At 61.3% G+C, this 24,534-nt stretch carries 26 protein-coding genes; 12 read left to right on the top strand and 14 right to left on the bottom strand.

Annotated features, from left to right (window positions below; genetic code table 11):
* Positions 1-18: 18 nt before the first annotated feature.
* From dnaG to D0Z70_RS04755, 3 genes are all read right to left on the bottom strand, one after another.
* On the bottom strand, positions 19-1,893 hold the full coding sequence (gene dnaG / locus D0Z70_RS04765; protein ID WP_119744295.1) for a DNA primase: 1,875 nt from the start codon (positions 1,891-1,893) through the stop codon (positions 19-21).
* Entirely contained in the window at positions 1,884-2,273 is a 390-nt protein-coding gene (locus D0Z70_RS04760) for an endonuclease domain-containing protein (RefSeq protein WP_119744294.1), read from the bottom strand. The genes dnaG and D0Z70_RS04760 overlap by 10 nt, the downstream gene beginning before the upstream one ends.
* Positions 2,274-2,341: 68 nt before the next feature.
* Complete coding sequence (locus D0Z70_RS04755) at positions 2,342-2,794, bottom strand: GatB/YqeY domain-containing protein (RefSeq protein ID WP_119744436.1); 453 nt, start codon at positions 2,792-2,794, stop codon at positions 2,342-2,344.
* Between the two features lie 157 nt (positions 2,795-2,951).
* Here D0Z70_RS04755 and carA point away from each other — a divergent pair, with 157 nt between their 5' ends.
* The 6 genes from carA (at position 2,952) to D0Z70_RS04730 (ending at position 9,708) form a co-directional block, all read left to right on the top strand.
* Positions 2,952-4,214: a glutamine-hydrolyzing carbamoyl-phosphate synthase small subunit gene (carA, locus tag D0Z70_RS04750; protein WP_119744293.1), complete on the top strand. Its 1,263-nt coding sequence runs from the start codon at positions 2,952-2,954 to the stop codon at positions 4,212-4,214.
* Entirely contained in the window at positions 4,211-4,579 is a 369-nt protein-coding gene (locus tag D0Z70_RS04745) for a ribonuclease E inhibitor RraB (protein ID WP_006963288.1), read from the top strand. The genes carA and D0Z70_RS04745 overlap by 4 nt, the downstream gene beginning before the upstream one ends.
* Positions 4,579-5,154, top strand: coding sequence for a hypothetical protein (locus tag D0Z70_RS24555; RefSeq protein WP_147418737.1), 576 nt, complete (start codon positions 4,579-4,581; stop codon positions 5,152-5,154). The genes D0Z70_RS04745 and D0Z70_RS24555 overlap by 1 nt, the downstream gene beginning before the upstream one ends.
* The gene (gene carB, locus D0Z70_RS04740; RefSeq protein ID WP_119744292.1) at positions 5,154-8,489 is read left to right on the top strand and encodes a carbamoyl-phosphate synthase large subunit; all 3,336 of its coding nucleotides are present in this window, start codon (positions 5,154-5,156) and stop codon (positions 8,487-8,489) included. Before D0Z70_RS24555 ends, carB begins: the two co-directional genes overlap by 1 nt.
* An 80-nt stretch (positions 8,490-8,569) precedes the next feature.
* On the top strand, positions 8,570-9,046 hold the full coding sequence (gene greA, locus D0Z70_RS04735) for a transcription elongation factor GreA (protein WP_119744291.1): 477 nt from the start codon (positions 8,570-8,572) through the stop codon (positions 9,044-9,046).
* A 23-nt stretch (positions 9,047-9,069) separates the two neighbouring features.
* Positions 9,070-9,708 (top strand): rhomboid family intramembrane serine protease, encoded by a 639-nt coding sequence (locus D0Z70_RS04730; RefSeq protein ID WP_119744290.1) that lies wholly within the window; start codon positions 9,070-9,072, stop codon positions 9,706-9,708.
* A gap of 284 nt (positions 9,709-9,992) precedes the next feature.
* Here D0Z70_RS04730 and D0Z70_RS04725 read toward each other — a convergent pair whose 3' ends face one another.
* The 5 genes from D0Z70_RS04725 to D0Z70_RS04705 form a co-directional block, all read right to left on the bottom strand.
* Positions 9,993-10,214 carry a DUF4170 domain-containing protein gene (locus D0Z70_RS04725; RefSeq protein WP_119744289.1) on the bottom strand — a complete coding sequence of 74 codons (222 nt, stop codon included), beginning with the start codon at positions 10,212-10,214 and terminating at the stop codon, positions 9,993-9,995.
* A gap of 105 nt (positions 10,215-10,319) precedes the next feature.
* Positions 10,320-10,874, bottom strand: coding sequence for a DUF883 family protein (locus D0Z70_RS04720; protein WP_119744288.1), 555 nt, complete (start codon positions 10,872-10,874; stop codon positions 10,320-10,322).
* Positions 10,867-11,190 (bottom strand): hypothetical protein, encoded by a 324-nt coding sequence (locus tag D0Z70_RS04715; protein WP_119744287.1) that lies wholly within the window; start codon positions 11,188-11,190, stop codon positions 10,867-10,869. The genes D0Z70_RS04720 and D0Z70_RS04715 overlap by 8 nt, the downstream gene beginning before the upstream one ends.
* Positions 11,187-11,576 (bottom strand): phage holin family protein, encoded by a 390-nt coding sequence (locus D0Z70_RS04710; protein ID WP_119744286.1) that lies wholly within the window; start codon positions 11,574-11,576, stop codon positions 11,187-11,189. Before D0Z70_RS04710 ends, D0Z70_RS04715 begins: the two co-directional genes overlap by 4 nt.
* A 40-nt stretch (positions 11,577-11,616) precedes the next feature.
* A complete protein-coding gene (locus D0Z70_RS04705; RefSeq protein ID WP_119744285.1) occupies positions 11,617-12,258 on the bottom strand; it encodes a hypothetical protein in 642 nt (213 codons plus the stop codon).
* 230 nt (positions 12,259-12,488) lie between these two features.
* Between D0Z70_RS04705 and eno the strand changes: the two genes are divergently transcribed.
* From eno to D0Z70_RS04685, 4 genes are all read left to right on the top strand, one after another.
* Positions 12,489-13,763 carry a phosphopyruvate hydratase gene (eno, locus tag D0Z70_RS04700; protein ID WP_119744284.1) on the top strand — a complete coding sequence of 425 codons (1,275 nt, stop codon included), beginning with the start codon at positions 12,489-12,491 and terminating at the stop codon, positions 13,761-13,763.
* Positions 13,764-13,841: 78 nt separating this feature from the next.
* Entirely contained in the window at positions 13,842-14,153 is a 312-nt protein-coding gene (locus D0Z70_RS04695; protein ID WP_119744283.1) for an FtsB family cell division protein, read from the top strand.
* A 228-nt stretch (positions 14,154-14,381) separates the two neighbouring features.
* Positions 14,382-15,458: a pyruvate dehydrogenase (acetyl-transferring) E1 component subunit alpha gene (gene pdhA, locus D0Z70_RS04690; RefSeq protein ID WP_119744282.1), complete on the top strand. Its 1,077-nt coding sequence runs from the start codon at positions 14,382-14,384 to the stop codon at positions 15,456-15,458.
* Positions 15,458-16,810, top strand: a complete 1,353-nt coding sequence (locus D0Z70_RS04685; RefSeq protein WP_119744280.1) for a pyruvate dehydrogenase complex E1 component subunit beta — start codon at positions 15,458-15,460, stop codon at positions 16,808-16,810. The genes pdhA and D0Z70_RS04685 overlap by 1 nt, the downstream gene beginning before the upstream one ends.
* Positions 16,811-16,846: 36 nt before the next feature.
* Here the strand turns inward: D0Z70_RS04685 and D0Z70_RS04680 are convergent, their stop codons facing one another.
* The 3 genes from D0Z70_RS04680 to D0Z70_RS04670 are packed head-to-tail and all read right to left on the bottom strand — an operon-like array spanning position 16,847 to position 20,045.
* On the bottom strand, positions 16,847-17,512 hold the full coding sequence (locus tag D0Z70_RS04680; protein ID WP_119744279.1) for a TadE/TadG family type IV pilus assembly protein: 666 nt from the start codon (positions 17,510-17,512) through the stop codon (positions 16,847-16,849).
* The gene (locus tag D0Z70_RS04675; protein ID WP_119744277.1) at positions 17,509-18,105 is read right to left on the bottom strand and encodes a TadE/TadG family type IV pilus assembly protein; all 597 of its coding nucleotides are present in this window, start codon (positions 18,103-18,105) and stop codon (positions 17,509-17,511) included. Before D0Z70_RS04675 ends, D0Z70_RS04680 begins: the two co-directional genes overlap by 4 nt.
* The gene (locus D0Z70_RS04670) at positions 18,102-20,045 is read right to left on the bottom strand and encodes a pilus assembly protein TadG-related protein (protein WP_119744275.1); all 1,944 of its coding nucleotides are present in this window, start codon (positions 20,043-20,045) and stop codon (positions 18,102-18,104) included. The genes D0Z70_RS04675 and D0Z70_RS04670 overlap by 4 nt, the downstream gene beginning before the upstream one ends.
* A 107-nt stretch (positions 20,046-20,152) precedes the next feature.
* Between D0Z70_RS04670 and D0Z70_RS04665 the strand changes: the two genes are divergently transcribed.
* Entirely contained in the window at positions 20,153-20,803 is a 651-nt protein-coding gene (locus D0Z70_RS04665) for a hypothetical protein (RefSeq protein ID WP_119744273.1), read from the top strand.
* A gap of 35 nt (positions 20,804-20,838) precedes the next feature.
* A complete protein-coding gene (locus D0Z70_RS04660; protein ID WP_119744271.1) occupies positions 20,839-21,303 on the top strand; it encodes an EF-hand domain-containing protein in 465 nt (154 codons plus the stop codon).
* A gap of 75 nt (positions 21,304-21,378) precedes the next feature.
* On the opposite strand, the gene trmFO is transcribed toward D0Z70_RS04660, so the two are convergent.
* The 3 genes from trmFO to D0Z70_RS04645 form a co-directional block, all read right to left on the bottom strand.
* A complete protein-coding gene (gene trmFO, locus D0Z70_RS04655) occupies positions 21,379-22,743 on the bottom strand; it encodes a methylenetetrahydrofolate--tRNA-(uracil(54)-C(5))-methyltransferase (FADH(2)-oxidizing) TrmFO (protein WP_239018813.1) in 1,365 nt (454 codons plus the stop codon).
* A gap of 278 nt (positions 22,744-23,021) precedes the next feature.
* On the bottom strand, positions 23,022-23,204 hold the full coding sequence (locus D0Z70_RS04650) for a hypothetical protein (protein ID WP_119744268.1): 183 nt from the start codon (positions 23,202-23,204) through the stop codon (positions 23,022-23,024).
* A 149-nt stretch (positions 23,205-23,353) separates the two neighbouring features.
* Positions 23,354-24,418 (bottom strand): hypothetical protein, encoded by a 1,065-nt coding sequence (locus D0Z70_RS04645; RefSeq protein ID WP_119744266.1) that lies wholly within the window; start codon positions 24,416-24,418, stop codon positions 23,354-23,356.
* Positions 24,419-24,534 lie beyond the last annotated feature (116 nt).

Below are 24,534 nucleotides of genomic sequence, written 5' to 3'. Positions count from 1 at the left end.
CATATCGGAACGACCATCTCATTCAATGTCGTCGGACTGCGCCAGTTCCGCCAGGCGGCTTTCATGGTCCATTTTCAGTCGATGGACCCGTTGCTGCTCGGCATAGCTTTCCTCGTTGAGGTCATCCCTCGCCCGTCTCGTCGCCTCCGCCAGCGCAGCGTCCAGCTCCGGTCCCTGCGCCATCACCCCAATGGCCTCTTCCAGATCGCGGGTCACGCGATCGGCGTCGGTTGTCATCCTGTGGGGGGTGAATGTGAACGTGTCGGCCCGAAGCATCCCCTTCGCCATATTATACACTTCACCTGGCCCCAATATGGTAAGGAGGCCATCGGTTTCAACTGTTTCTTTGCGAAAGGAAGCAGCAATCATCGCGGCGAGCAATTGACCCAGCGCCCGATCGGCCACATGCAGGCTCGCCAGCGTCTCGCGATGGCGGACAATCTGGTCGGGATGGCGCAGCAAACTGGCCAGAATCGCGCGGAGCAAGCGTTGTTCCATCCCCGTCGCGCCGATGGCGCGCGCCTCTTGTAAGGGTGGACCGATAGGTGGCTTCCAATTGCCCTTCTTGTCGCGCTGCCACCGCCCGGCATTGCGGGTGCCTTGCCCACGGGGCGCACTATTGAAGGCAGGACGGGCGAAAAACAGCGCGTCATAGCGTTCACGGAACGCGTGGGCATAATGAGCGCGCACGTCGGGATGGCCAATCGCCTCGGTAATCGCGGCCAGCCTTTGCTTGAGCGCCGCTTTCTGCTCCGGCGTGTCGAGCGGCGCGGCACCCTGTTCATGGCTCCACAGCCGGTCGACCAGCGGCTGCGCGGCGGCCAGCACCGCGTCCATCGCCGCTGGCCCTTCGGCGCGGATCAGGTCGTCGGGGTCTTTGCCCGCCGGCAGCGTCGCAAAGGCCAGGCTATGACCGGGGCGCAGCAGGGGCAGGGCGCGTATCGCCGCGCGGATCGCCGCCTTCTGCCCCGCCGAATCGCCATCGAAGCACAGGATCGGCACTTCGACCATCTTCCACAATCGCTCGATCTGATGCTCGGTCAGCGCAGTTCCCAGCGGCGCGACCGCATCGCCAAAGCCCGCCTGCGCCAGCGCGATCACGTCCATATAGCCTTCGACCACGATCACCCGGCCGGTGTTGCGGCTGGCGGGGGAGGCGCGGTCGATATTGTAGAGGGTACGCCCCTTGTCGAACAAAGGCGTGTCGGGGGAATTGAGATATTTCGGTTCCCCCGCGCCCAAAATCCGCCCGCCAAAAGCAATCACCCGCCCGCGAATGTCCCGGATCGGTAGCATCAGCCGACCACGGAAACGGTCATAGGTGTCGCGTTCGCCGTCCGGGTTTATGAGGAGACCCGCCTCAACCAGCATCGGCTCGCCAAATTCCTTGAGCGCGGTTTTCAGGCGCCCGCGTCCATCGGGCGAATAGCCAAAACCGAACACCCGCCGCGTCGCATCGCTGATCCCGCGCTTGCCCAGATAAGCCCGCGCTTCCGCGCCCTCGATCCCGCCCAGTTGCTCCTCGAAAAAGCCCTGCGCCGCCGCCATCGCATCATGCAGCCCCTTGGCCGCCTCCGCCCGCTGCGCCGCGCGCGGATCGGGCGCGGGGACATCCATCCCCGCCGCCTGCGCCAGCTCCTTGACCGCCTCCATGAAGGGCAGGCCGCGCTGATCGGTCATCCACCGGATCGCATCGCCATGCGCCCCGCAGCCGAAGCAGTGGTAAAAGCCCTTCTCGTCGTTGATCGTGAAGCTGGGGGTTTTCTCGTTATGGAACGGACAGCACGCCTTATACTCGCGCCCGGCCTTCTGCACCTTCACGGTACGCCCGATCAGCGTGGACAGCGACGTGCGCGCACGCAATTCGTCGAGAAAGGCGGGGGTTAGCGACATGAACTCCCCTCCCGCCTGCGGGAGGGGTCAGGGGAGGGCATGTCCGCCACGACGCGCATAATGTCCTCGATCACCCCGTCCAAATTGCCCAACACATCATTGTTCCAGAAACGGATCACGCGAAATCCCTGTGCTTCGATATAGCGCGTCCGTTCCGCATCGACGGCATCATCATGCTGGCCGCCATCAACCTCAATCACCAGACCTATGGATCGCGCCACGAAGTCGCAGATGAAAGGGCCGACAGGCACCTGGCGGTTGAACCGGATGCCGGACAGTTTGCGCGCGCTGATCGCCTGCCACAGCACGCGCTCGGCGTCCGTCGCATTGTTGCGCAGGGCGCGCGCTCTTGCGGTGGGGCGGGCATAGCCTTTGTCCATTGGGGTCAAACATGCCCTCCCCTGACCCCTCCCGCAAGCGGGAGGGGAACCACAAGCGCCAGTTCAGTTCAGCTAAGCGCCGCCTTCACCAGTGCGCTGGCCTTGCTCATGTCGATCACCTGGCCGTGCCGTTCCTTCAGCACCGCCATCACCTTGCCCATATCCTTGACGCTCGCTGCGCCGACCTCGGCCTTGATCCCTTCGATCGCTGCCTTCGTCTCGTCCTCGCTCAGCTGTTGCGGCAGGAAGCTTTCGATCACTTCCAGCTCGCTCTGTTCCTTGGCGGCCAGTTCGTCGCGCCCGCCGCTCTTGAACATGTCGATCGATTCGCGGCGCTGCTTGACCATCTTTTGCAGCACTTCGACCACCACCACATCGTCGTCCGGCACATTGCTGGCCACGCGCAGTTCGATGTCGCGGTCCTTCAGCTTGGCCATGATCAGGCGCACGGCGGCCAGACGGTCCTTGTCGCCCGCCTTCATGGCTGTGATCTGGGCGCTCTTGATGGTATCGCGAATCATGGCGAAGCGAATCCTGTCGTTATTCGGAAAGGAGCAGATATAGTGCCAAAAGAGATTTTTAACAGGCGTTGACCGCGACGCCGCACAGGCATAGGTGACCGGCCGTTTAACCCGCACCAGACGGGACCCCGCAAAAGCAAAAAAGGACCACCCGACCATGGCTGACGCCAAGACCCTCATTGTGCCCAAAGGAGCGACAGGGGTATTGGTTTTCGCCGATGGTTCCGTCGTGTTCGGCCGTGGTTTCGGCGCTGTGGGCGAAGCGGTGGGCGAGCTTTGCTTCAACACCGCCATTACCGGCTATCAGGAAATCATGACCGACCCCAGCTATGCGGGCCAGGTCGTGACCTTCACCTTCCCTCATATCGGTAATGTCGGCACCAATGCCGACGATGTCGAGGCGGACACGCCCTTCGCGCTGGGCTGCGTCGTGCGGCAGGACGTGACCGAGCCGAGCAATTTCCGCAACGTCCAGCCATTTGACGACTGGATGCGCGATCATGGCCGCATCGGCCTGTCGGGCGTCGATACCCGTGCGCTGACCCGCATGATCCGCGAAAAGGGCGCGCCCAATATCGTCATCGCCCATGATCCCGATGGCGCGTTCGATCTCGCCGCGCTGGCCGCCAGGGCTGCCGCCTGGCCGGGCTTGGAGGGCATGGACCTCGCCATCGAAGTGACGGGCAAGGACAGCCGGTTGTGGGAAGGCGGACCATGGACGCTGGGCGTGGGCTATTCTTCTCCCCTCCCGCTTGCGGGAGGGGTCGGGGGAGGGGCTGTTACAGCCGACACCCCGGACATGCCCTCCCCTAACCCCTCCCGCAAGCGGGAGGGGGATGATAGCCGCCCCCATGTCGTTGCCATCGACTATGGCGCGAAGAACAATATCTTCCGCAACCTCGTAAAGGCCGGCGCGCGCGTCACCGTGCTGCCCGCCACCGCGACCTTCGATCAGGTGTCGGCGCTTGGCCCCGATGGCGTGTTCCTTTCCAACGGTCCGGGCGATCCAGCCGCGACCGGCGCATACGCCGTGCCGGTGATCCGGCAGGTGCTGGACGCGGACATTCCCGTGTTCGGCATCTGCCTTGGCCACCAGTTGCTCGGCCTTGCCGTGGGTGCCAAGACGATCAAGATGCATCAGGGCCATCGTGGCGCGAACCATCCGGTCAAGCGGCTGGAGGACGGGCTGGTCGAGATTACCAGCATGAACCATGGCTTTGCGGTCGATGCCGCCACGCTCCCCGCCAATGTGCGTTCGACGCACATTTCGCTGTTCGACGGCAGCAATTGCGGCATTGCGCTCACTGACAAAAACGCCTTCTCGGTCCAGTATCACCCCGAAGCCTCGCCCGGCCCGCAGGACAGCTTCTACCTGTTCCAGCGCTTCGTCGATGGCCTCAAAAAAGCGGTGGCGGCATGAGCATCAAGCTGCCCCCCGTCGATGAAGCGCGCCTGGCCGCCGAATGGGAAGCGGACCGCGAAGTCCTCGCCAACCTCGCCGCCAATGGCGACAAGGCGATGATCCCGCGCGCCGTGGATGTCAGCTTCAAGGGCAACGACAAGGATTTCGACCGCGTCCTGGAAATCGCCAGCCAGTTCGGCATGGTCGAACTCGATCGCGAAGAGGATGAGGATGGCGACCTGTTCCTCTTCCTGGAATGCGAACAGGCGGTAGATGAGGCGTCGATCCGCGCGCTGACGAAGAAGTGCCTCCAGATCGAGATACTCTGTGGCGTCGAATATGACGGCTGGGGGTGCGAGGCTCGGACGGGGGCGGTGCATTGATGGCGGATGAACTCGTCCACGCCAAACTCAATGCTTGGGAGCTACGAACGCTTCGAGGTATTGTAGAAGCAAGCTATGATGATATCCACGATTATGGGTATTTTGATGATCTTCGTTCGACGGGCTGGATAACAAGCGGACGCTTACGAGCCCATTTAAAGTCTGACAGTTTAGTCACAAGGCGTACGCTTCGTCGCTTGGCAGATTTTGGATATCTTGACACCACTATTCGTGACGAAACGGAATATTTTCATATCAATGAAAAAGGCGCTCATGAAATTTCAGATATTTTTTCCGGTGATGGCGATGATCAGAGAGTAAGAGAAATTTCGATCGAACAGGTCGCGGAAATACAAAAAATTCTTAGCGAAATTGAAGATTTGTCGGAATCAATTTTATCAAATTCTGAAAAACAGCAAGTAATCGGATTCATAAAATCTGTAAAAATTCTCATTGACGTTCCAGATGTGCCTAAATCCGGGATCATTGGTTTGATCCGTGATCCTGCTTTTGCCAACATTGTTCAATTGGCAACTTTTTTAGCTGCACTCGCTGCTGTATTGAAAGCATCATAATGCCCAAACGCACCGACATCTCCTCCATCCTCATCATCGGCGCTGGGCCGATCATCATCGGCCAGGCGTGTGAGTTCGATTATTCGGGCACGCAGGCGGTGAAGGCGTTGAAAGAGGAGGGCTATCGCATCATCCTGGTCAATTCCAATCCGGCCACGATCATGACCGACCCGGAATTTGCCGACGCCACTTATGTCGAGCCGATCACGCCAGAGATTGTAGCGAAGATCATCGAGAAGGAGCGGCCGGACGCGGTGCTGCCGACAATGGGCGGGCAGACCGCGCTCAACACTGCGCTGGCGCTGTTCAATGACGGCACGCTGGAGAAGTACGGCGTCCAAATGATCGGCGCGGATGCCGAAGCCATCAACAAGGCGGAGGACCGGATCAAGTTCCGCGACGCCATGGACAAGATCGGCCTTGAATCCGCCCGTTCGCGCATCGCCCACTCCATGGAGGAGGCGCTGGAGGCGCTGGAGTTTACGGGGCTTCCTTCGATCATCCGCCCCAGCTTCACCATGGGCGGCACCGGCGGCGGCATCGCCTATAATCGCGACGAGTTCATGACCATCGTGCGCGGTGGCCTGGACGCATCGCCCACCACCGAAGTGCTGATCGAGGAATCGCTGCTCGGCTGGAAAGAATATGAGATGGAGGTGGTCCGCGACCGGGCGGACAATTGCATCATCATCTGCTCGATCGAAAATGTCGATCCGATGGGCGTCCATACCGGGGACAGCATCACCGTCGCCCCGGCGCTGACGCTGACCGACAAGGAATATCAGATCATGCGCAACGCATCCATTGCGGTGCTGCGTGAAATCGGCGTCGAAACAGGCGGTTCCAACGTACAGTTCGCGGTCAATCCCAAGGATGGCCGCCTCATCGTGATCGAGATGAACCCGCGCGTGTCGCGCTCCTCGGCGCTGGCGTCGAAGGCGACCGGCTTCCCGATCGCCAAGGTCGCGGCCAAGCTGGCCGTCGGTTACACGCTCGACGAGATCACCAACGACATTACCGGCGCGACGCCTGCCAGCTTCGAGCCGACCATCGACTATGTCGTGACCAAGATCCCCCGCTTCGCGTTCGAAAAGTTCAAGGGCGCAGAGCCTTTGCTCGGCACCGCGATGAAGTCGGTCGGCGAAGTCATGGCGATTGGTCGCAACATCCATGAATCGATGCAGAAGGCGCTGCGCGGTCTGGAAACGGGCCTGTGCGGCTTTAACGATGTCGATCATTTGGTCGGCGCGCCCAAGGACGACATCATCGCCGCTTTGTCGCAGCCCACGCCGGACCGGCTGCTGGTCGCGGCGCAGGCGTTGCGTGAAGGGCTGACCGTCGCCGAAATCCACAATATTGCCAAATTCGACCCCTGGTTCCTCGAACGGATCAAGGAGATTGTCGAGGCGGAGGGCGAAGTCATCGAAAACGGCCTGCCGCGCGATGCGGACGGGATGCGTCGCCTGAAATCCATGGGCTTTTCCGACAAGCGCCTCGCCTATCTCGCGCTCAAATCCGCCAATCTGCGCGGTATGGAACGCGGCATTGCGCGCGGGTCCGGCCTGATCCACGAAGCGGTCAAGGCGATGACCGGCGGCGTGACCGAGGATGAGGTGCGCGCGCTGCGCCACAAGTTGGGCGTGCGCCCGGTGTTCAAGCGCATCGACACTTGCGCCGCCGAGTTTGAGGCAAAAACGCCCTATATGTATTCGACCTATGAAGCGCCGATTTTCGGGGAAGCGGAGAATGAATCCGCCCCGACCGACCGCGAGAAGGTCGTCATCCTGGGCGGCGGGCCGAACCGGATCGGGCAGGGGATCGAGTTCGACTATTGCTGCGTCCATGCCTGCTTCGCGCTGAGCGACGTCGGCTATGAAACCATCATGGTCAACTGCAACCCCGAAACCGTGTCCACCGACTATGACACGTCGGACCGCCTCTATTTCGAGCCGCTGACCGCCGAAGATGTGCTGGAAATCCTCGACATCGAAAAGTCGAACGGCACGTTGAAGGGCGTCATCGTCCAGTTTGGCGGCCAGACCCCGCTCAAGCTGGCGCAGGCGCTGGAGGATGCGGGCATCCCGATCCTGGGCACATCGCCCGACGCCATCGATCTGGCCGAAGATCGCGAGCGTTTCGCCGCGCTGATCGACAAGCTCAAGCTACGCCAGCCCGACAATGGCATTGCCCGCAGCCGGGAGGAGGCGATCGCGGTTGCCAACCGCATCGGCTATCCCGTCCTCATGCGCCCCAGCTATGTGCTGGGCGGCCGGGCGATGGAGATTGTCGACGGGCAGGCGCAACTGGAAGAATATATCACCACCGCCGTGCTGGTATCGGGCGAATCGCCCGTGCTGATCGACCAATATCTGCGCGACGCGATCGAGGTGGATGTCGATGCGCTGTGCGATGGCGTCGATGTCGTGGTGGCGGGTGTGTTGCAGCATATCGAGGAAGCCGGCGTCCATTCGGGCGACAGCGCCTGCTCGCTGCCGCCCTATAGCCTCAGCAATGATATCATCGCGGAAATCGAACGGCAGACCGAAATTTTGGCCCATGCCCTGTCGGTCCGCGGCCTGATGAACATCCAGTTCGCGGTCAAGGATGGCACGGTTTACCTGATCGAGGTCAACCCGCGCGCCAGCCGCACTGTCCCCTTCGTCGCCAAGGCGATCGGCACCCCCATCGCCAAGATCGCGGCGCGGGTGATGGCAGGCGAGATGCTGGAAAACCTGCCGGTGATCGACCGCAACGCCATCAACCATGTCGCGGTCAAGGAAGCGGTATTCCCCTTCGGTCGCTTCCCCGGCGTCGATCCGGTCCTGTCACCGGAAATGAAAAGCACCGGTGAAGTCATGGGAATCGATAGCGATTTCGCGACCGCCTTTGCCAAGGCGCAGATCGGCGCTGGCACCATGTTGCCGACCAGCGGCACGGTGTTCATCTCGCTGAAGGACGGTGACAAGCAGGTCATCCTGCCCGCCGCCAAGAAGCTCGCCGCCATGGGCTTCCGCATCATCGCGACCGGCGGCACCGCCACTTTCCTGGCCGATAATGGCCTGGCGGTGGAAACGGTCAACAAGGTGGCACAGGGCCGCCCGCACATTGTCGACCGCATCACCGACGGCGATGTGCAGCTGATCTTCAACACCACCGAAGGCTGGCAGTCCCTGAAGGACAGCAAGGCGATCCGCACATCGGCTCTACGGGCGAAGATTGCCAGTTTCACCACCGCCGCCGCCAGCGTCGCCGCCGCTGACGCGATCGAGGCTTTACGGGACCATCCCCTTGAAGTGCGGTCGCTCCAGTCCTATTATCCCCTGTCGCAAGCCTGATCCCCTGCACAAGGACACACGCTGCGGGTGGCACCATGTTGGTCGCCGCCAAAGGGAAGTTTTGACGAAGGATTTGCATAATGGCGACCGTTGAGAAGATGCCGATGTTGCAGATGGGCTATGACAAGCTCATGACGCAGCTCCGCGAACTCAAGGCTGAACGGCCATTGATCGTCGACGCCATCGAAGAGGCGCGCGCCCATGGCGATCTGTCGGAAAATGCCGAATATCACGCCGCCAAGGAACGGCAGGGCCAGGTCGAAGCGACCATCTCCGACCTGGAGGACAAGCTGTCGCGCGCGCAGATCATCGATCCCAAGAGCCTGTCGGGCGACAAGATCGTGTTCGGCGCGACCGTCACCTTGCTCGATGAGGATGACAAGGCAGTAAAATATCAGATCGTGGGGCAAGCCGAAGCCGATGCCAAGCTTGGCATGATTTCCTATAACAGCCCGCTTGGCCGCGCGCTGATCGGTCGCACGGTGGGCGAGGATGTGGAAGTGTCGGTCCCGGCGGGCGACAAATTCTACCAGGTCGAAAAAATCGCCTTCATCTGACCGTGAAATTACCCGCAGGCAGGATGACCAACGGGATTGCGGCGATCACTTTCGTCGCATTCCTGCTGCTCCATTTCACCGGCCGCACCGATGACGCCGCCATCATTGGCGGCTTCATCCCGGCGCGGATTGGCGACCCTGCCTTGCTGGAGGGCATGGCGGCGGTCCCGGCCTGGCTGACCCCGCTCAGCTGCGCGCTGATCCACGCAGGCTGGCTGCATATCGGCTTTAACCTGCTGATGCTGGTCTTTTGCGGCCGGCAGGTCGAACAGGTGCTGGGGAAGGGGGGTACGCTCTGCCTTTACCTCGTTGGCGCTTATGGCGCCTGCGCGGCGCAATGGGCGATCGATCCCGGATCGACCAATCCCATGGTTGGCGCGAGCGGCGCGATTTCGGCAATCATGGCGACCTATGCCTTGCTCTACAGCCAGCAGACGGTGCGCCGCATCGGGCCGCTATCGGCTAATATCGTGCGCCTGCTCTGGCTGGCGGCGGCGTGGATCGGCCTGCAACTGATGATCGGCATCGCGACTGCGGGTGGATTGGGCGACCTGGGCCAGATCGCCATCGCCGCGCATATTGGCGGCTTTCTGGTGGGGCTGGTGCTGACGCGCCCGCTGCTGCGCTGGCGCTTCCGCAAACCGCCCCAGCCGCTGAACTGAAGTCGTATCAATTGGTTCTTCGCAATTACCAATCCTCCCTTGCAAGGCAAGGGAATCGCACATGACTTTTCGTTATCCCTACAACGTCATCCTGAATTTATTTCAGGATCCATCGTGCCCCAAAAGCCGCCGCTCGTGACGAGAAATGGATGCTGAGCCGAAGGCCAGTGCAGCTAAACAAGTTCAGCATGACACCGAAGGAGGAGGCCGTTCCATATGCGATGGCCCTGCAAGGCGAATAGAACCGGGCTGTGTGCAATCTTGAGCGGTTTTGACTCCATGTTTCAAGCCGACGGCAGGTCCGGTTCCAGCAGCCGGTGCAGATGCACGATCACATAGCGCATTTCCGCGTCATCGACCGTCCGCTGTGCTGCCCCGCGCCACGCTTTTTCGGCCGACGCATAGTCAGGGAACACGCCGACCAGATCGACCTTGCTCAGGTCCTGAAATTCCAGTGTCTGTGGATCGGTAACGCGACCGCCCATCACCAGATGCATTTTGCTCATGGTGTTATCTTATCCTCGCTTGGGTGAACGCTGACCCTAGCAGCGGTGCAACGTCCATCCAAGGGGGGCAAAGGGCGCAACTGCGTGCTTTTGCCGCCGTAGCGATTAGTTTTTCGGCAATCGCGCCTTGATCGCTTCGGCCAGAGCGTCGACCTTGGCGCTGACCATCGCGACGACATCGTCGGTAATGTGCGAAGCCTTGGCGGGCAGGTCGCTCGATGCGGCGGTCTTGCGCGCGGTGGCGGCCAGATCGCTTGCGCCCTGCTTGATCGTTTCCGCGCCATCCGACGCAACCGACCGCGCAGCCAGCGCTGCCTCGACCACGCGCGCGCCAGCGGCGCTGGCCAGGCCGGGCAGAGCTTTCATCGCTGCGCGGCTCTTGGGGAACATCCAAGCGATCACTGCGCCCGCCGCGACTGCGCCAGCGACAGCGACGACCGGATGCTCCTGCACGATCTGGTTGGCCCGCGCCGCGACCTTCTGCGTGCGGTCGCGTGCGTCGCCATAGGCTTCGCTTGCCTTTTCCCGGCTGGTCTGGATCAGTTCGCCCGCGCCTTCGCGCGCCTTTTCCGTGCCATCCTTGATCTTGTCGGTCGCGCTCGTCGCGACATCATTCGCCGCTTCGCGGACGCGGCTCAGTTGGGCGCGAATATCAGCCATCATCAGTCTCCGAATGGTCGGGGTTTGTCTCGTCATTTTGAACGCCCAGCCGACCGAAAAGTGCCGCCAGCGGGCGACGGGCCAGGAAGAGGAGGATGGCGGCTCCAGCCGCGCCAACCATGGCTGGCCGCTGGCGCGCGGTGGCCGCAGCATAGGCCATCCCGTCCATGGCAACATCCACCACTTTGGCTGTGGCATCCTGCTTCAGCCGGGCGGGCGTGATACGCGCTTTGGCCGTCTGAGCGCTGGAAATCAGGCTTTGTTTCGCCGCCTCGGCCCGCGCGACAGCTTCTTGATAGCGCCCTGCACCGCTCATGGCGTAATCGCTTTCTTCATGCGGGAAATCCTCGCCTTGGCCAGCAACAACAGGCCGATCGCCACCAGCAGGCTGGCACCCAGCACCGCAAAGGTCGCCCAAAGCGGGCCAAGCTGTGGCGCCAGCGCGATGATCAGGCCGATCAGGAAAGCGACCAGCGTGGCAAAGACCAGCATGATCGCGACCCCGGCAAAGATCGCCGCATCGCGAACGCCTGCGCCGATCAGGCCAGCGCGCGCCTTCTGCTTGTCCGCTTCCGCCGCCGCATAGGCACGACCATCGGCATAAAGGCGGGCAAAGACGTCGCGCACCGATTCATCGGGCGCGCTATCGTCCGGCCCGTCGGCGTGCGGCGTCACCGCCGTTTCCGCTGGCATCTCTGTCAAATCACCCTCCGCCCCGCTTGCCGGGGCTTTTGCGCAGATGTCAGGCGTCGCTGTCCGAACCCTTGGCCAGACGCATCAGCACAAAACCGACCACTGCCGCCGCGCCGATCGCAACCGCCGGGCTTTTGCGCACAAAGTCGCGCGCTTCGGTCATCAACTGATCGACATCCTTGCTGTCGAGCGAGTCCGCTGCACCAGCGACCGATTCGGCGGCCTGTCGGGCATAATCGCCATATTGTGGACCGAGCTTGGCATCGACCGTGCCGGCCGTATCGGCAATCAGCTTGGCCAGGCTCTGCATGGCGGTGCCTGTCTTGTCCTTGGCGACGCCCGCGGCGGATTTGGCGGTTTTGCCAGCCTGTTCCTTGATCGGGTCGATATGCGACTTCCAATCGACAGCGCCCAGCGCGTCGGTCGCGGACTTGGCAGCCTTTTCAGCCTTCGCCTTGATCGGGGCAATCTGCGCGGCCCAGCCAGTTGAGGCTGCGCCATTGCCCGGCTTCTTGGCCGTCTTGGCAACCGGAGTTTTGCGCACGGGCGTTTTGCGAACTTTCGTCGGCTTGACTGGCGTCACCGCAGGCACGCTGGCAGCAGCCGCTTCAACCGGCTTGGCCTTGCGCGGCCTACCGACCGGCTTCTTCGCTACGGTCTTGGCGGGCGGGGTTTCGGGCGTGTCGGCCATGGTCCTAAGTCTCCCTTTCGGTTGCGCGGCTTGGGCGCGCGACGCTGCAAATGATATTTTGATCAAATGCTTTGCGGTCGCTCACAGTTCCGTAGCCGTTCCAATTTCGACCATCGGCATTTTTTCGGCCCATGCAAGCCCCCTGCATTGCAAAGCACCGGGTCGCTGGCTAAGCGGAGCGCGAAAATAGGTGTCCTGCCGCAGCGCAGGCCATATTTCAGGGAGCGACCATGACCGCCATTCTCGACATTCACGCCCGCCAGATCTTCGACAGCCGGGGCAACCCAACAGTCGAAGTCGATGTCAGCCTTGAGGATGGCAGCTTCGGCCGCGCCGCCGTGCCGTCGGGCGCATCGACCGGTGCCTATGAAGCGGTGGAAAAGCGCGACGGCGACAAGTCGCGCTATCTGGGCAAGGGCGTGCTGGGTGCCGTTGAAGCGGTCAATGTCCAGATTGCCGATGCGCTGGTCGGCTATGATGCCGAGGATCAGGGCGAAATCGACGCCGCGATGATCGAACTCGACGGCACCGACAATAAATCGAACCTGGGTGCGAACGCGATCCTGGGCGTCAGCCTGGCGGTGGCGAAGGCGGCAGCGGACGCACGCGGCCTGCCGCTCTATCGCTATGTCGGCGGGGTTTCCTCGCATGTCCTGCCGGTGCCGATGATGAACATCATCAATGGCGGCGAACATGCCGACAATCCGATCGACTTCCAAGAATTCATGATCATGCCGGTCGGTGCCGAAAGCATCGCGGACGCCGTGCGGATCGGCTCGGAAATCTTCCACACCCTGAAAAAAGGCCTGCATGACAAGGGTCTGGCAACCTCGGTCGGTGACGAGGGCGGCTTTGCCCCCAACATCGCATCGACCCGCGACGCGCTCGACTTCATCATGCTGTCGATCGAGAAGGCGGGCTACAAGCCGGGCGACGACGTCGTGCTGGCGCTCGATTGCGCCGCGACCGAATTTTTCAAGAACGGCAAATATGAGATTTCGGGCGAAGGCCTGTCGCTCAGCCCGGTCGAAATGGCCGATTATCTTGCTGCGCTGTGCGCCGACTATCCGATCAAATCGATCGAGGATGGCATGAGCGAGGATGATTTCGAGGGCTGGAAGGCGCTGACCGACAAGATTGGCGGTTCGGTCCAGCTGGTCGGCGACGACCTGTTCGTGACCAATCCCAAGCGTTTGGCCATGGGCATCGACATGGGGCTGGCCAATTCGCTGCTGGTCAAGGTCAACCAGATCGGCACGCTCACCGAAACGCTGGCGGCGGTCAACATGGCGCATCGCGCGCGCTACACCGCCGTCATGTCGCATCGTTCGGGCGAGACCGAGGATGCGACCATCGCCGACCTAGCCGTCGCCACCAACTGCGGCCAGATCAAGACCGGTTCGCTGGCGCGCTCCGACCGGCTCGCAAAGTATAACCAGCTCATCCGTATCGAGGAAGAATTGGGCGACATCGCGGTTTACGCCGGGCGCTCGATCTTCCGCTAAAATCCGTCAGGATTCGGTTGGCCGCAAGTTAACCATTTTTTACTTGCGGCCAGCCCCTCCCTGTGATTCATCTTGGCCATGGCGCATATCGCGAAGCTTCGTTCCCTTCTTTTCTCGGCCTTTGGCCCGGCGGTCGCGCTGCTGCTCCTGCTCGTCTTTGCCGGTTATGTCGTGCTGGGGTCGAACGGGGTGCTGGCGTGGGGCGACTATTCGCGCCAGCTGCGCGCGGCCAAGGCGGAACTGAAAACGACCAAGGCCGCGCAAGCAGAATTGCGCAACCGCGTCGAAGCGCTTGATCCCCGCCGCGTCGATCCCGATCTGGCCGACGAACTGATCCGCCGCCAGCTTGGCGTCATCCATCATGATGAAGTGATCGTTCCGCTCAACTGAGCATCGTGCGGAAAAGTGGGAACCGGGTTTCCGCCTGAAACGATGCGACAATAAAAAGTTGGAGCGCGCGACTGCCTCACATTTGACGCAGCGCGCCCCGACCCATCATATTTTTGCGTCTGCCATTGGTTATGCCCCGATTCCACGGGGTCCGCCGTTGCATTATTGGCGGTTCTGCCGCTATATCGCCCTTCCTTCCATCCTACCCCACGCAAAAGGATAAGAGCCTTGGCGAAACCAACGACGCCGCGTCCTTCACGCGCAACGGCAAAGGCGGCTGCACCCGCTGCCGGCGCGGACCATAACCGGCCTCGCCCTGAAACTCCCACTGATTACAAGGCATCCAAGGAAGAGTTGCTGGAATTCTACCGGCAGATGGTCCTCATCCGCCGTTTCGAGGAAAAGGCCGGGCAGCTTTACGGCCTCGGCCTCATCGGTGGCTTCTGTCACCTCTATATCGGCCAGGAAGCGGTCGCGGTCGGCATCCAGTCGGCGCTCAAGCCCGGCAAGGACAGCGTGATTACCGGCTATCGCGACCATGGCCACATGCTGGCCTATGGTATCGACCCCAATGTCATCATGGCCGAACTGACGGGCCGTGAAGCGGGCATTTCCCGCGGCAAGGGCGGTTCGATGCATATGTTCAGCGTCGAACATAAATTTTTCGGCGGCCATGGCATTGTCGGCGCGCAGGTGTCGCTGGGCGCAGGCCTCGGCTTTGCCCACAAATATAATGGCGATGGCGGCGTATGCGTCGCCTATTTCGGCGATGGCGCGGCCAACCAGGGCCAGGTCTATGAATCCTTCAACATGGCCGAACTGTGGAAGCTCCCGATCATTTTCGTCATCGAAAATAATCAATACGCGATGGGCACCAGCGTCAACCGCTCATCGGCCGAGGACCAGCTCTATCGCCGGGGCGAAAGTTTCCGCATTCCCGGTATCCAGGTCAACGGCATGGACGTGCTGGCCGTTCGCGGCGCGACCGAGGAAGCGCTCAAATGGGTGCAGGGCGGCAATGGCCCGATCCTGCTGGAAATGAAAACCTATCGCTATCGTGGCCACTCCATGTCCGACCCGGCCAAATATCGGTCGCGTGAGGAAGTCCAGGCGATGCGCGACAAGTCCGACCCGATCGAGGGCGTCAAAGCCTATCTCGCCGCGCAAGGCGTGGGTGAGGATGAACTCAAGAAGATCGACCAGGACATCCGCAAGATCGTCAGCGAAGCGGCCGATTTCGCCGAAACCTCGCCTGAGCCGGACATGGCCGAACTCTATACAGACGTGCTGGTGGAGCAATATTAATGGGTATCGCAATCAAGATGCCGGCGCTCTCGCCGACGATGGAAGAGGGCACGCTGGCCAAGTGGCTGGTCAAGGAAGGCGATGACGTCCGTTCGGGCGACATCCTGGCCGAAATCGAAACCGACAAGGCGACGATGGAGTTCGAGGCGGTCGACGAAGGCAAGATCGGCAAGATCATGATTGCCGAAGGCACTGAAGGCGTGAAGGTCGGCACCGTCATCGCCGAAATGGCGGGCGACGGTGGCGAGGAAGCTGCGCCCGCCCCCAAGGCCGCAGCGCCCGCCAAGGTCGAAGCCGCGCCCGAAGCGCCGAAAAAGCCGGTCGCGGTCAAGGCGACCGTGGCTGATCCCAGCCTTCCCGAAGGCACCGAATATGTCAAAACCACGGTCCGCGAAGCACTGCGCGACGCCATGGCCGAGGAAATGCGCGCCGACGAGCGCGTGTTCGTGATCGGTGAGGAAGTCGCCGAATATCAGGGTGCCTATAAAGTCACACAGGGTCTGCTCGACGAATTTGGTGCCAAACGGGTCATCGACACGCCGATCACCGAATATGGCTTTGCCGGTATCGGCACCGGCGCGGCGATGGGCGGCCTGCGCCCGATCGTCGAGTTCATGACGTTCAACTTCGCCATGCAGGCGATCGACCACATCATCAACTCGGCGGCCAAGACCAATTATATGTCGGGCGGCCAGATGCGTTGCCCGATCGTGTTTCGTGGTCCCAACGGCGCGGCCAGCCGCGTTGGCGCGCAGCATAGCCAGAATTACGCCCCCTGGTATGCCGCCGTCCCCGGCCTGATCGTCATCGCGCCCTATGACGCGGCGGACGCCAAGGGTCTGCTCAAGGCCGCGATCCGCAGTCAGGATCCGGTCGTGTTCCTCGAAAACGAACTGCTCTACGGCCGCAGCTTCGACGTGCCCAAGGTCGATGATTATGTCCTGCCGATCGGCAAGGCGCGGATCATGCGATCGGGCAGCGACGTCACACTGGTCAGCTATTCGATCGGCGTCGGCCTTGCGCTGGAAGCTGCCGAAACGCTGGCGGCAGAGGGCATCGACGCCGAAGTCATCGACCTGCGCACCCTGCGCCCGCTCGATACGGCCACGGTGCTGGAGAGCCTCAAAAAGACCAACCGCCTCGTCGTGGTCGAAGAAGGCTGGCCGACTTGCTCGATCGCGTCGGAAATCGCCGCCGTGGTGATGGAACAGGGCTTTGACGATCTCGACGCACCGGTCCTGCGCGTCACCAATGAGGACGTACCGCTGCCCTATGCCGCGAACCTGGAAAAGGCAGCCCTGATCGACACCGCCCGCGTCGTCGCGGCGGCCAAGAAGGTCTGCTACAAATAAAAGGGAAGGGGCGGCCTGCGGGTCGCCCCTTTGCTATCAGGTGCAGGCAGCGGTGGCTGACGTCGCCAGATTGCCCGCATTCTTGATGGCCTGATCGGTCCGCTCACGCACGGTAAAGGCGCTGGAATAGCGTATGACCTTGGCCCCGAACAGCGTATTGCTGACCAGTGGCTGGTAATTATAGGCCACTTCCACGAACATCACGGCGCTGCCGCTTGCAGCTTGGATTTTGGTAGCGGCGGTGGTGCCGGGACCCATTCCGTTGGCCATGCTGGAATTGGTCGCGCCGGCATTGGCCACCCCATAGCTGGACGTAAAGGCACCATTGCCCCAGCAGCGCTGCCACCGGATAAATTGCCCGGCATTGCTGCCGGTCTGCCCGTTAGGTTCCAGATCCGACAGGAAAATCCGGCCATTGGCTTTCAGCTTGAGCGAATCCGACGAAAGCTCGGCGCCGGTCATGATCTCATTGACGTCCGCCTCGTCGATGGACGTGCGGACACGGGCGGCATTGTCGGCGACCAGCATCGCAATCTGGCTGACGCGCATGTGGGCCAGCGCCAGATTGGCGGTCTCCAGCCCCGCCATGCTCAGCACGACCAGCACCGGCAGCGAAAAGGCGAACTCGATCAGCGCCAGCCCGCGCGCATCGTCGCGCAGCTCGACCAGTTTCCCGCGCAGGGACAAAGAAAGGGTTTTCATAAGCATCGTATCGTCGGCTTGGCCTGATTGGCCCAGGGCTGGTTGCGGACAATTGTGGTCGCGGTTGCCGATTGGGTCGCGCTCCACCCCAGCATTTTGGCCATGGGGAACATACGCGGCATCGACACCGTCACTTCATAATAGACGATGTCGTCGGCCCCGCCCAAACCGTTGGAACCAAGGCTGGTGTCGTAGCTGTTGTTGCCGTTGACATCTTCATAGCAGTCGCCCGCATTGTAGCTGCCCAGCGGCACCGTATCGGTGGTGATCTTCTCCGGTTTGCCCACGCGGGTGAAGTTGTAATAGCTTTTCTTGACCACCGAGGTCGTGCCGTTCTTGGCATTGATCGTGGCCATCTGCGCCGAAATATAGGCGTCGATCTGGGTCGTGTTGAGCGTGCCGACCGAGGCGGAACGAGAGGCCCGCTCCAGTACGCCGCGCGTCACTGACCGCAGATAGGATTGATAGGCCAGGTCACCAATGCCCATTATGGTCAGGCATAGCGGCGCGGCGATCAGGCCAAATTCCATCAACGTCGCGCCACGCTTGTGGTCGCGCAGGCGGGTGAGGAAGCGTGATGTGGCTCCGATCATTGCGATAGCCTCAACCCGCCGATATTCTTGGCAATATCCTTGAACTTCTGCGTCAGCGATGCAGCGGTATAGGCCATCATCCAATGATTGCTGCTGGATGCGCAGCCTTGCAATGGTGCCTGAATATCGCCTTCGGACTGGTTGCGGAAGCCAATGACCCAGACAGTGATGCCCTTGCCCTTTACCGCGTTGCACAGCATTTCCAGCCGCCGGTTATGGATCGCGGTCAGCCCTGTATTGTCGGTGTTGGTCGCGGCAACCCGGCCGTCGAGCAATTGATAGCCATAGGCACCATAGACCGCGTCATAGGCGCTCATGTCACCATCGGTCATGAACACGATATGACGCGAGATATTGAAGCCATTGGGCGCACTGCTGTTGTCAGCGGCGAAAATGCCGGTCGGCGACAGGAAGCGCGCGCCCCAGATCATGCCAATGTCATGATAGGTGCCACCGACCGCGACTAGGCTATCGACATAGCTGTTGAAGCTGCTGCTCTGGCCGGTCGGCGTGCTTGTGCGATCGGCATAGCTGGTCAGGCGACGCGACTGGCTGGGGCAAGCGTTCCAACCGCCGCTGATGCGCGAGGAGGAGTTTAGATTGTTGCCGCTGCGGTCGAATTCGACTTCCGGCCAATGCGGTCGCCATTTCGTGTCCGTATTGATCGGCAATGTGTCGATCTGAAGGTCATAGGCGGTGCTGGGAATGGAACTGGTCGATGACGATGCCGTGATTGTATTATCTGTCGATCGTTCTTCGATGCACCCTGCCCAAGTCGAATTGGTGCCCCATTCATAGGCAGGGTTCTGCACGCTGTTGCCTGCGACGAAATCCGTCGTATCGAACGCCACGTCCGCATAGGTCCAGTTGGTGTAACGCGTTCGTCCTTCACCGGGCGAATTAGACGTCGCATAGGTTTTACTGGTCGTCACTTCCTTGCGCACGCACTCGCGATTGTTGGACCCGGACGGCGCATTGGTGGTGCTGTTGTTCCAGCCGCCATAGCTGTACACGGTGCGCGTCGTATCGCTCGGCGCTGTTCCGGTTGTGCTGGCACTTGCCGTCTGCCAAGTAGTGCAGGCGGAGGGGCTCAAATCGGTACCGCCCGTTGCATCCAGTGCATTTTGTGCTGTGGCGTGGCAGGTCGATGATCCGTTGCGCTTGTAACAGGTCGCGTCGTTCGATCCGGTTTCCCAATAATAGCTCGCCCAGCGTGTGTTATAGGTCCAGGTCTCGCCAGTGGTGCCGCCGACCAGATAGCTGGCGGGAAGCTGATAGCCCACATTGACGGTCGAGCTATAGGGCATGAAGCCATAGCGGATACGCCCCGTAGTGTCGGACCCCGCACCGAGCGTGTCGTAAAAATCCTTCACCGCCTGCTTCAGCGCGGCGAGGCGCGTGGTCGTGCCGCCATTGCCGTCGCTGATCGACTGGGCCATCGACCCGGTGGTATCCAGCACCAGCATGACGTCGGTATTGCCGATGTCGAAACGGGCCTCGCACGTCACTTCCAGCGGCAATGTCGTATAGTTAAAGATTTTCATCACCGTGGTCGGCATGGTCGTCGTGGCGGACACCTGGACGGTCGTGGTCTCACTCGGCTTGCTCTGAATTACCGGGGTGAAAGTCTCAGCTTGGAACGTCCCTTGGGGGAAGTTGAAGTCAAAGAATTTCTTTGCTTCCGCCTTGTTCGCGTCAGTCATGGATGACGTTGTCATCGCCCGGCGCCCCGCCAGCGCGGCGGCGTCGCACGCCTGTTGCAGGCGGGCGCGGGCCATATAGGCGCGGCTCATGTCCAGACCGCCGCCGATCAGCGCGGCAAGCGGGATGATGGCCGCCGCCACGATGGCCATGACGTTACCCGCCTGATTGTGCAGCAGGCGGCTCAAAAGCCCTTTGCGCTGTTCGATTTGCTTGCCCATCTGTCCGCAATCACCCATGTCGCGCCCAACACCCCCCACGTTCGGGCAGGGCAACTCGTTTCGCCTATGCAGGCACACTCGTTAGAATGTGTATGAGGAAGATGGTTAAAGGACCGATAACCCCCATGCCCGACGATGGACTTTCCCCGCTGGCGGCGCTGCTGAGCGCCCATGCCGTAACGGACGCGGCTCGGCATCGGGCGATCTGGGCCTATGACGGGCGACTGGCGGACATTGCGCGATCCACCCGTGAACCGACGATCGGGCAGATGCGGCTGGCCTGGTGGAATGACGTCATCGACGATGCGGCTGGCTTGAAAGGGCAGGGCGAGCCGGTGATCGACGCGATGCGGGTGACGGGGGCGATGGCCGCGCCGGGGCTGGTCGCGATGATCGACGGCTGGGAAATCCTGGTCGTGGAGCCGGAGATCGATGTCGAGGGGTTGCGCGCTTATGCGGTGGGTCGGGGCGGCGGGCTGTTCCGCGCTTTGGCTGGGGAGACGGATGCGCCCGACTGGCTGGTGCAGGCGGGGCAGGTCTGGGCGCTGTGGGACTTGTCCGGCCATGTCGGGGATGAGCGGCTGGCCGATGAAGCGCTGGCGCTGGCGAAGGGGCTGGTGACGGACGCCCCGCTAGCCTGGCCACGCCAGTGGAAGCCATTGCGGATCGCCTATGCCCTGGCCCGGCAGGACGTGCTGGCCGGACGTCGCGCCCCGGTCGGGATGCCCCGCGCCTTTGCCCTGAGGCTGTTGCGGGTTGCGCTGTTCGGGCGCTAGGATGGGCTGACGAAGCGGCGACAGGAGAACGGGGCATGGGGCGATTGCTGGCGGGGGCGATGGCGATGCTGCTGCTGGTCGCGGGCGGCCTGTTCTGGTGGCAGGGGCGGGCGAACCAACAACCGGTGCCGCAACTCGCGCTTGCCCCGCCACCCCCGCCGCAGATTGAAGGCCTGCCCGAAGGCGATGCCGACGCCACTGGCGACGCCCCGCCCATGCCCGCTGAGGCCAGCCCGCAAAGCCGCGAACAACGCCGCTTCGCCCGCTACGATCGCAACCGCGACGGTGTCATCACCCGGATCGAAATGCTGGGCAGCCGCACCAAGGCGTTCAAGGCGCTCGACAAGGATGGCGACAATCTGCTGTCCTTCGAGGAATGGGCGGTGGCGACATCGGACCGTTTCGGCGCGGCGGACGGCAACAAGGATGGCAAGCTGACCCCGGTGGAATTTGCCGCGACCGCGCCGAAACGGGCGGTGAAGCCGAAGTGCCGGTGCTGATGTGTTCCCGCGCAGGCGGGAACCCAGTCCCACGCCCCGAACTAGGCTCCCGCCTGCGCGGGAGCACGTTGTTTCTCAGGCGATTTCTATCTCCCCCAACCACGCCCCCAGCGAAGCCCGCGCGCGTGACGTGTACGCCTCCTTGCGCTGCTTCTTCTTCACATCGTCCAGCGTCGGGAACAGGCCGAAATTGACGTTCATCGGCTGATAGTCGGCGCTCACGACATTGCCGGTCACATGGCCCAGCAGCGCGCCCAGCGCCGTGTCGGCGGGCGGGGGCGTCATTGCCCGGCCCTGCAATTCCGCCGCGGCGAAGCGCCCCGCCAGCAGGCCGATCGCGGCACTCTCCACATAGCCCTCGCACCCGGTCATCTGCCCGGCAAAGCGAATATGCGGCGCACTTTTCAGCCGCAGCGTGGCGTCCAGCAATTTGGGCGACTGGATGAACGTGTTGCGATGCAGCCCGCCAAGCCGCGCAAATTCGGCCTTTTCCAGCCCCGGTATGGTGCGGAACAGCTCGACCTGCGCGCCATGTTTTAGCTTGGTCTGGAAACCGACCATGTTCCACAGCGTCCCGCTGGCATTGTCCTGCCGCAACTGCACCACCGCATAGGGCCAGCGCCCGGTGCGCGGATTGTCCAGCCCCATTGGCTTCATCGGCCCATGACGCAGCGTTTCCGGCCCGCGTGACGCCATCACCTCGATCGGCATACAGCCTTCGAAATAGGGGGTGTTGGCCTCCCATTCCTTGAATTCGGTCTTTTCGCCGTCGATCAGCCCCTGGACGAAGGCCTCATATTGCTCCCGGTTCATCGGGCAATTGATATAATCCTTCCCCTCGCCACCGCCGGGGCCAATCTTGTCCCAGCGATTGGCCATCCAGCACTGGTCCATGTCGATGCTGTCATGGTGGATGACCGGCGCGATCGCGTCGAAAAAGGCCAGATGCTCCATCCCCGCCGCCTGGCCGATGCTGGTCGCCAGCGCAGGCGCGGTCAGCGGGCCGGTCGCCACGATGGTCATGCCGGAGGCAGGCAGCGTGTCGATCCGTTCGCGGACGATCGTGACGTTGGGATGCTCGGCCAGCGCGCGGGTGACGCCGCCCGAAAAGACATGCCGATCCACCGCCAGCGCAGAGCCAGCGGGCACCTTGGCCGGCTCCGCCTGCGCCATGATGACGGAATCGAGCCGCCGCATTTCCTGATGCAGCAGCCCCACGGCGTTCTTGTCGGCATCATCGGACCGGAAACTGTTGGAGCAGACGAGTTCGGCGAGGCCATCGGTCTGATGCGCCGGGGACATATCACCCGCACCCCGCATTTCCGACAGGCGCACCCGGACGCCCGCCTGCGCCAATTGCCACGCCGCCTCGGAACCGGCGAGCCCGCCGCCGATAATATGCACCTGATAGTCTGCCACTGGTCCGCCTTGATGTCGCATTTTTGCCATTCGGGCCACGGCCTATAGCCGATGGCAGCGCAGTAGGACAGGGCGGCGTGAGGGTGCGAAAGTTGCGAAGTTCACAGTGTCGTAGGGTTGGGTTTTGAAGGAGTGCGGCTTTGCAGGGTGGACTTCGCAATAGGAGGGTTTTTGCGAAGTGGGGGGTGGGTGCGAGAGTGGAACGCACCGCATTTAACTTCGTCATGCTGAACTTGTTTCAGCATCCATCGTGCCCCAAAAGCCTCCGCTCGTGACGAGAAATGGATCCTGAAACAAGTTCAGGATGACAAAGAAGGGGGCATAGCGTCCTTGACCAACCCGCCCTGTGTCAGCTTCGTCACCTGACGGATAGCTTTGACGTCTGACCCAGCGACTATGCGCCCGCGCGCGCTCTCCCCCTTGGCATAGGCAACCGCATCGGCCAGACCGGCAATGATCCCGTCGAAATCCTCACTCTTCATCGCAATGCCCCCTTCAACGCTGCCGTCATGGAATGGGTCTGGTATTCACGAAAGCGTGCTATTGGTCCGAGCTGACAGGTAGGATTCGATTGGCGATAGGTCGAATTTTGCTTGGAGAGCTACTGGCGATTGTGCGCTGCCTTTACCACTTACGAAAGGCTGAGCATCAGGCGAAAGTGGTCAAAAAGTTCGCTGCATGATCCTGGCTCTAGATGGGTCATATCCTCGGATTGATTGCCAAGGGTAAGTAGAGCTTGCTTCAAGATGCGTTGATCCGCATTTGATACGCCGTATGCGGTGCTAATGGCGCGTTGCGCATTTCCCTTCATTTGCGGTCGCAAAAGTTGCAGATTCTGATCCAGATAGCCGAACCCCAAAACGAGAAGCGTGTCTGCGCTGTGAACTGCTTCAGCTACATTTTGTGCAACTTGGCTTCGAACACTTTCAGTGAAGGTCTGGAGCCTTTTTCCGATCTTCCAATAATCTAGGCCATCGCCGCCACCCAGCGGCAAGTTTGCATCGCTATTACCTTGCCAAGGCAGAACGCCCAGCGAGCCATATGGATGCGTGAATTGAACTTCTTCCAACACCTCGGCCGCCTCTTCACCGTTGATGTCGAAATAATCTTGGAGTGCCATCCATATAAATTGCTCAAGACAGCGATCATAATTGAAGATGACGAAGCGGACGTTTTCGAACGCTTCCTTCATGTTGTTTCTCTGGACGCCCGACATGAGCAGTCGTGCAAAAGCCGGATACCATGTCTTTACCAATTTCTCGTTGCGCGTAGATACCCGCGGCATGTCAGTGCGGTCATCCAGAAGGGCATACATATTTGATCGTTCGAATAAATAAGAGGACCGTTCCGCTCGAAGTATGCAGATTGCGATGCAGAGCTTGCCAAGATCAACGAGGTAAGGGTCGTCCTGGTGCGAGTGTAGGAAATTGTCGATTGACAGAGCGAGTGGTAGACCACGTAGGATCCGTTCTGCCGCAGCTTTGTAGGGTTGTAGTTTATTTTGCCACGAATGGACGTCTGCGCCAACAAATGTCCTCAAGACCTTCTGCATAGTGCCATCGGCGAAACCATAGGCGTTGTCATTGGTTCGCTTGAGCAAACTTACAATCTGGTCCTTTAGCCCATCGCCCGAAGGCAACCCAATCTCACAGCTGGCACCCGCCCCCACAACGATCGTCGTTTTTTGTCTGAACATGTGAGGAGGTTAGGCGACCATAGCGAGCGCGTGAAGGCAAAATTTCATGCTCGGAGCGAAAGTGCCTTCGTCTACCGGAATCGATGATCGGGACGTCTGCTTTTGTGGCTAGCTCG

This window comes from Sphingobium terrigena, assembly GCF_003591655.1.
Lineage (GTDB): Bacteria > Pseudomonadota > Alphaproteobacteria > Sphingomonadales > Sphingomonadaceae > Sphingobium > Sphingobium terrigena.
This window is presented reverse-complemented; position numbering and strand designations above follow the sequence as displayed.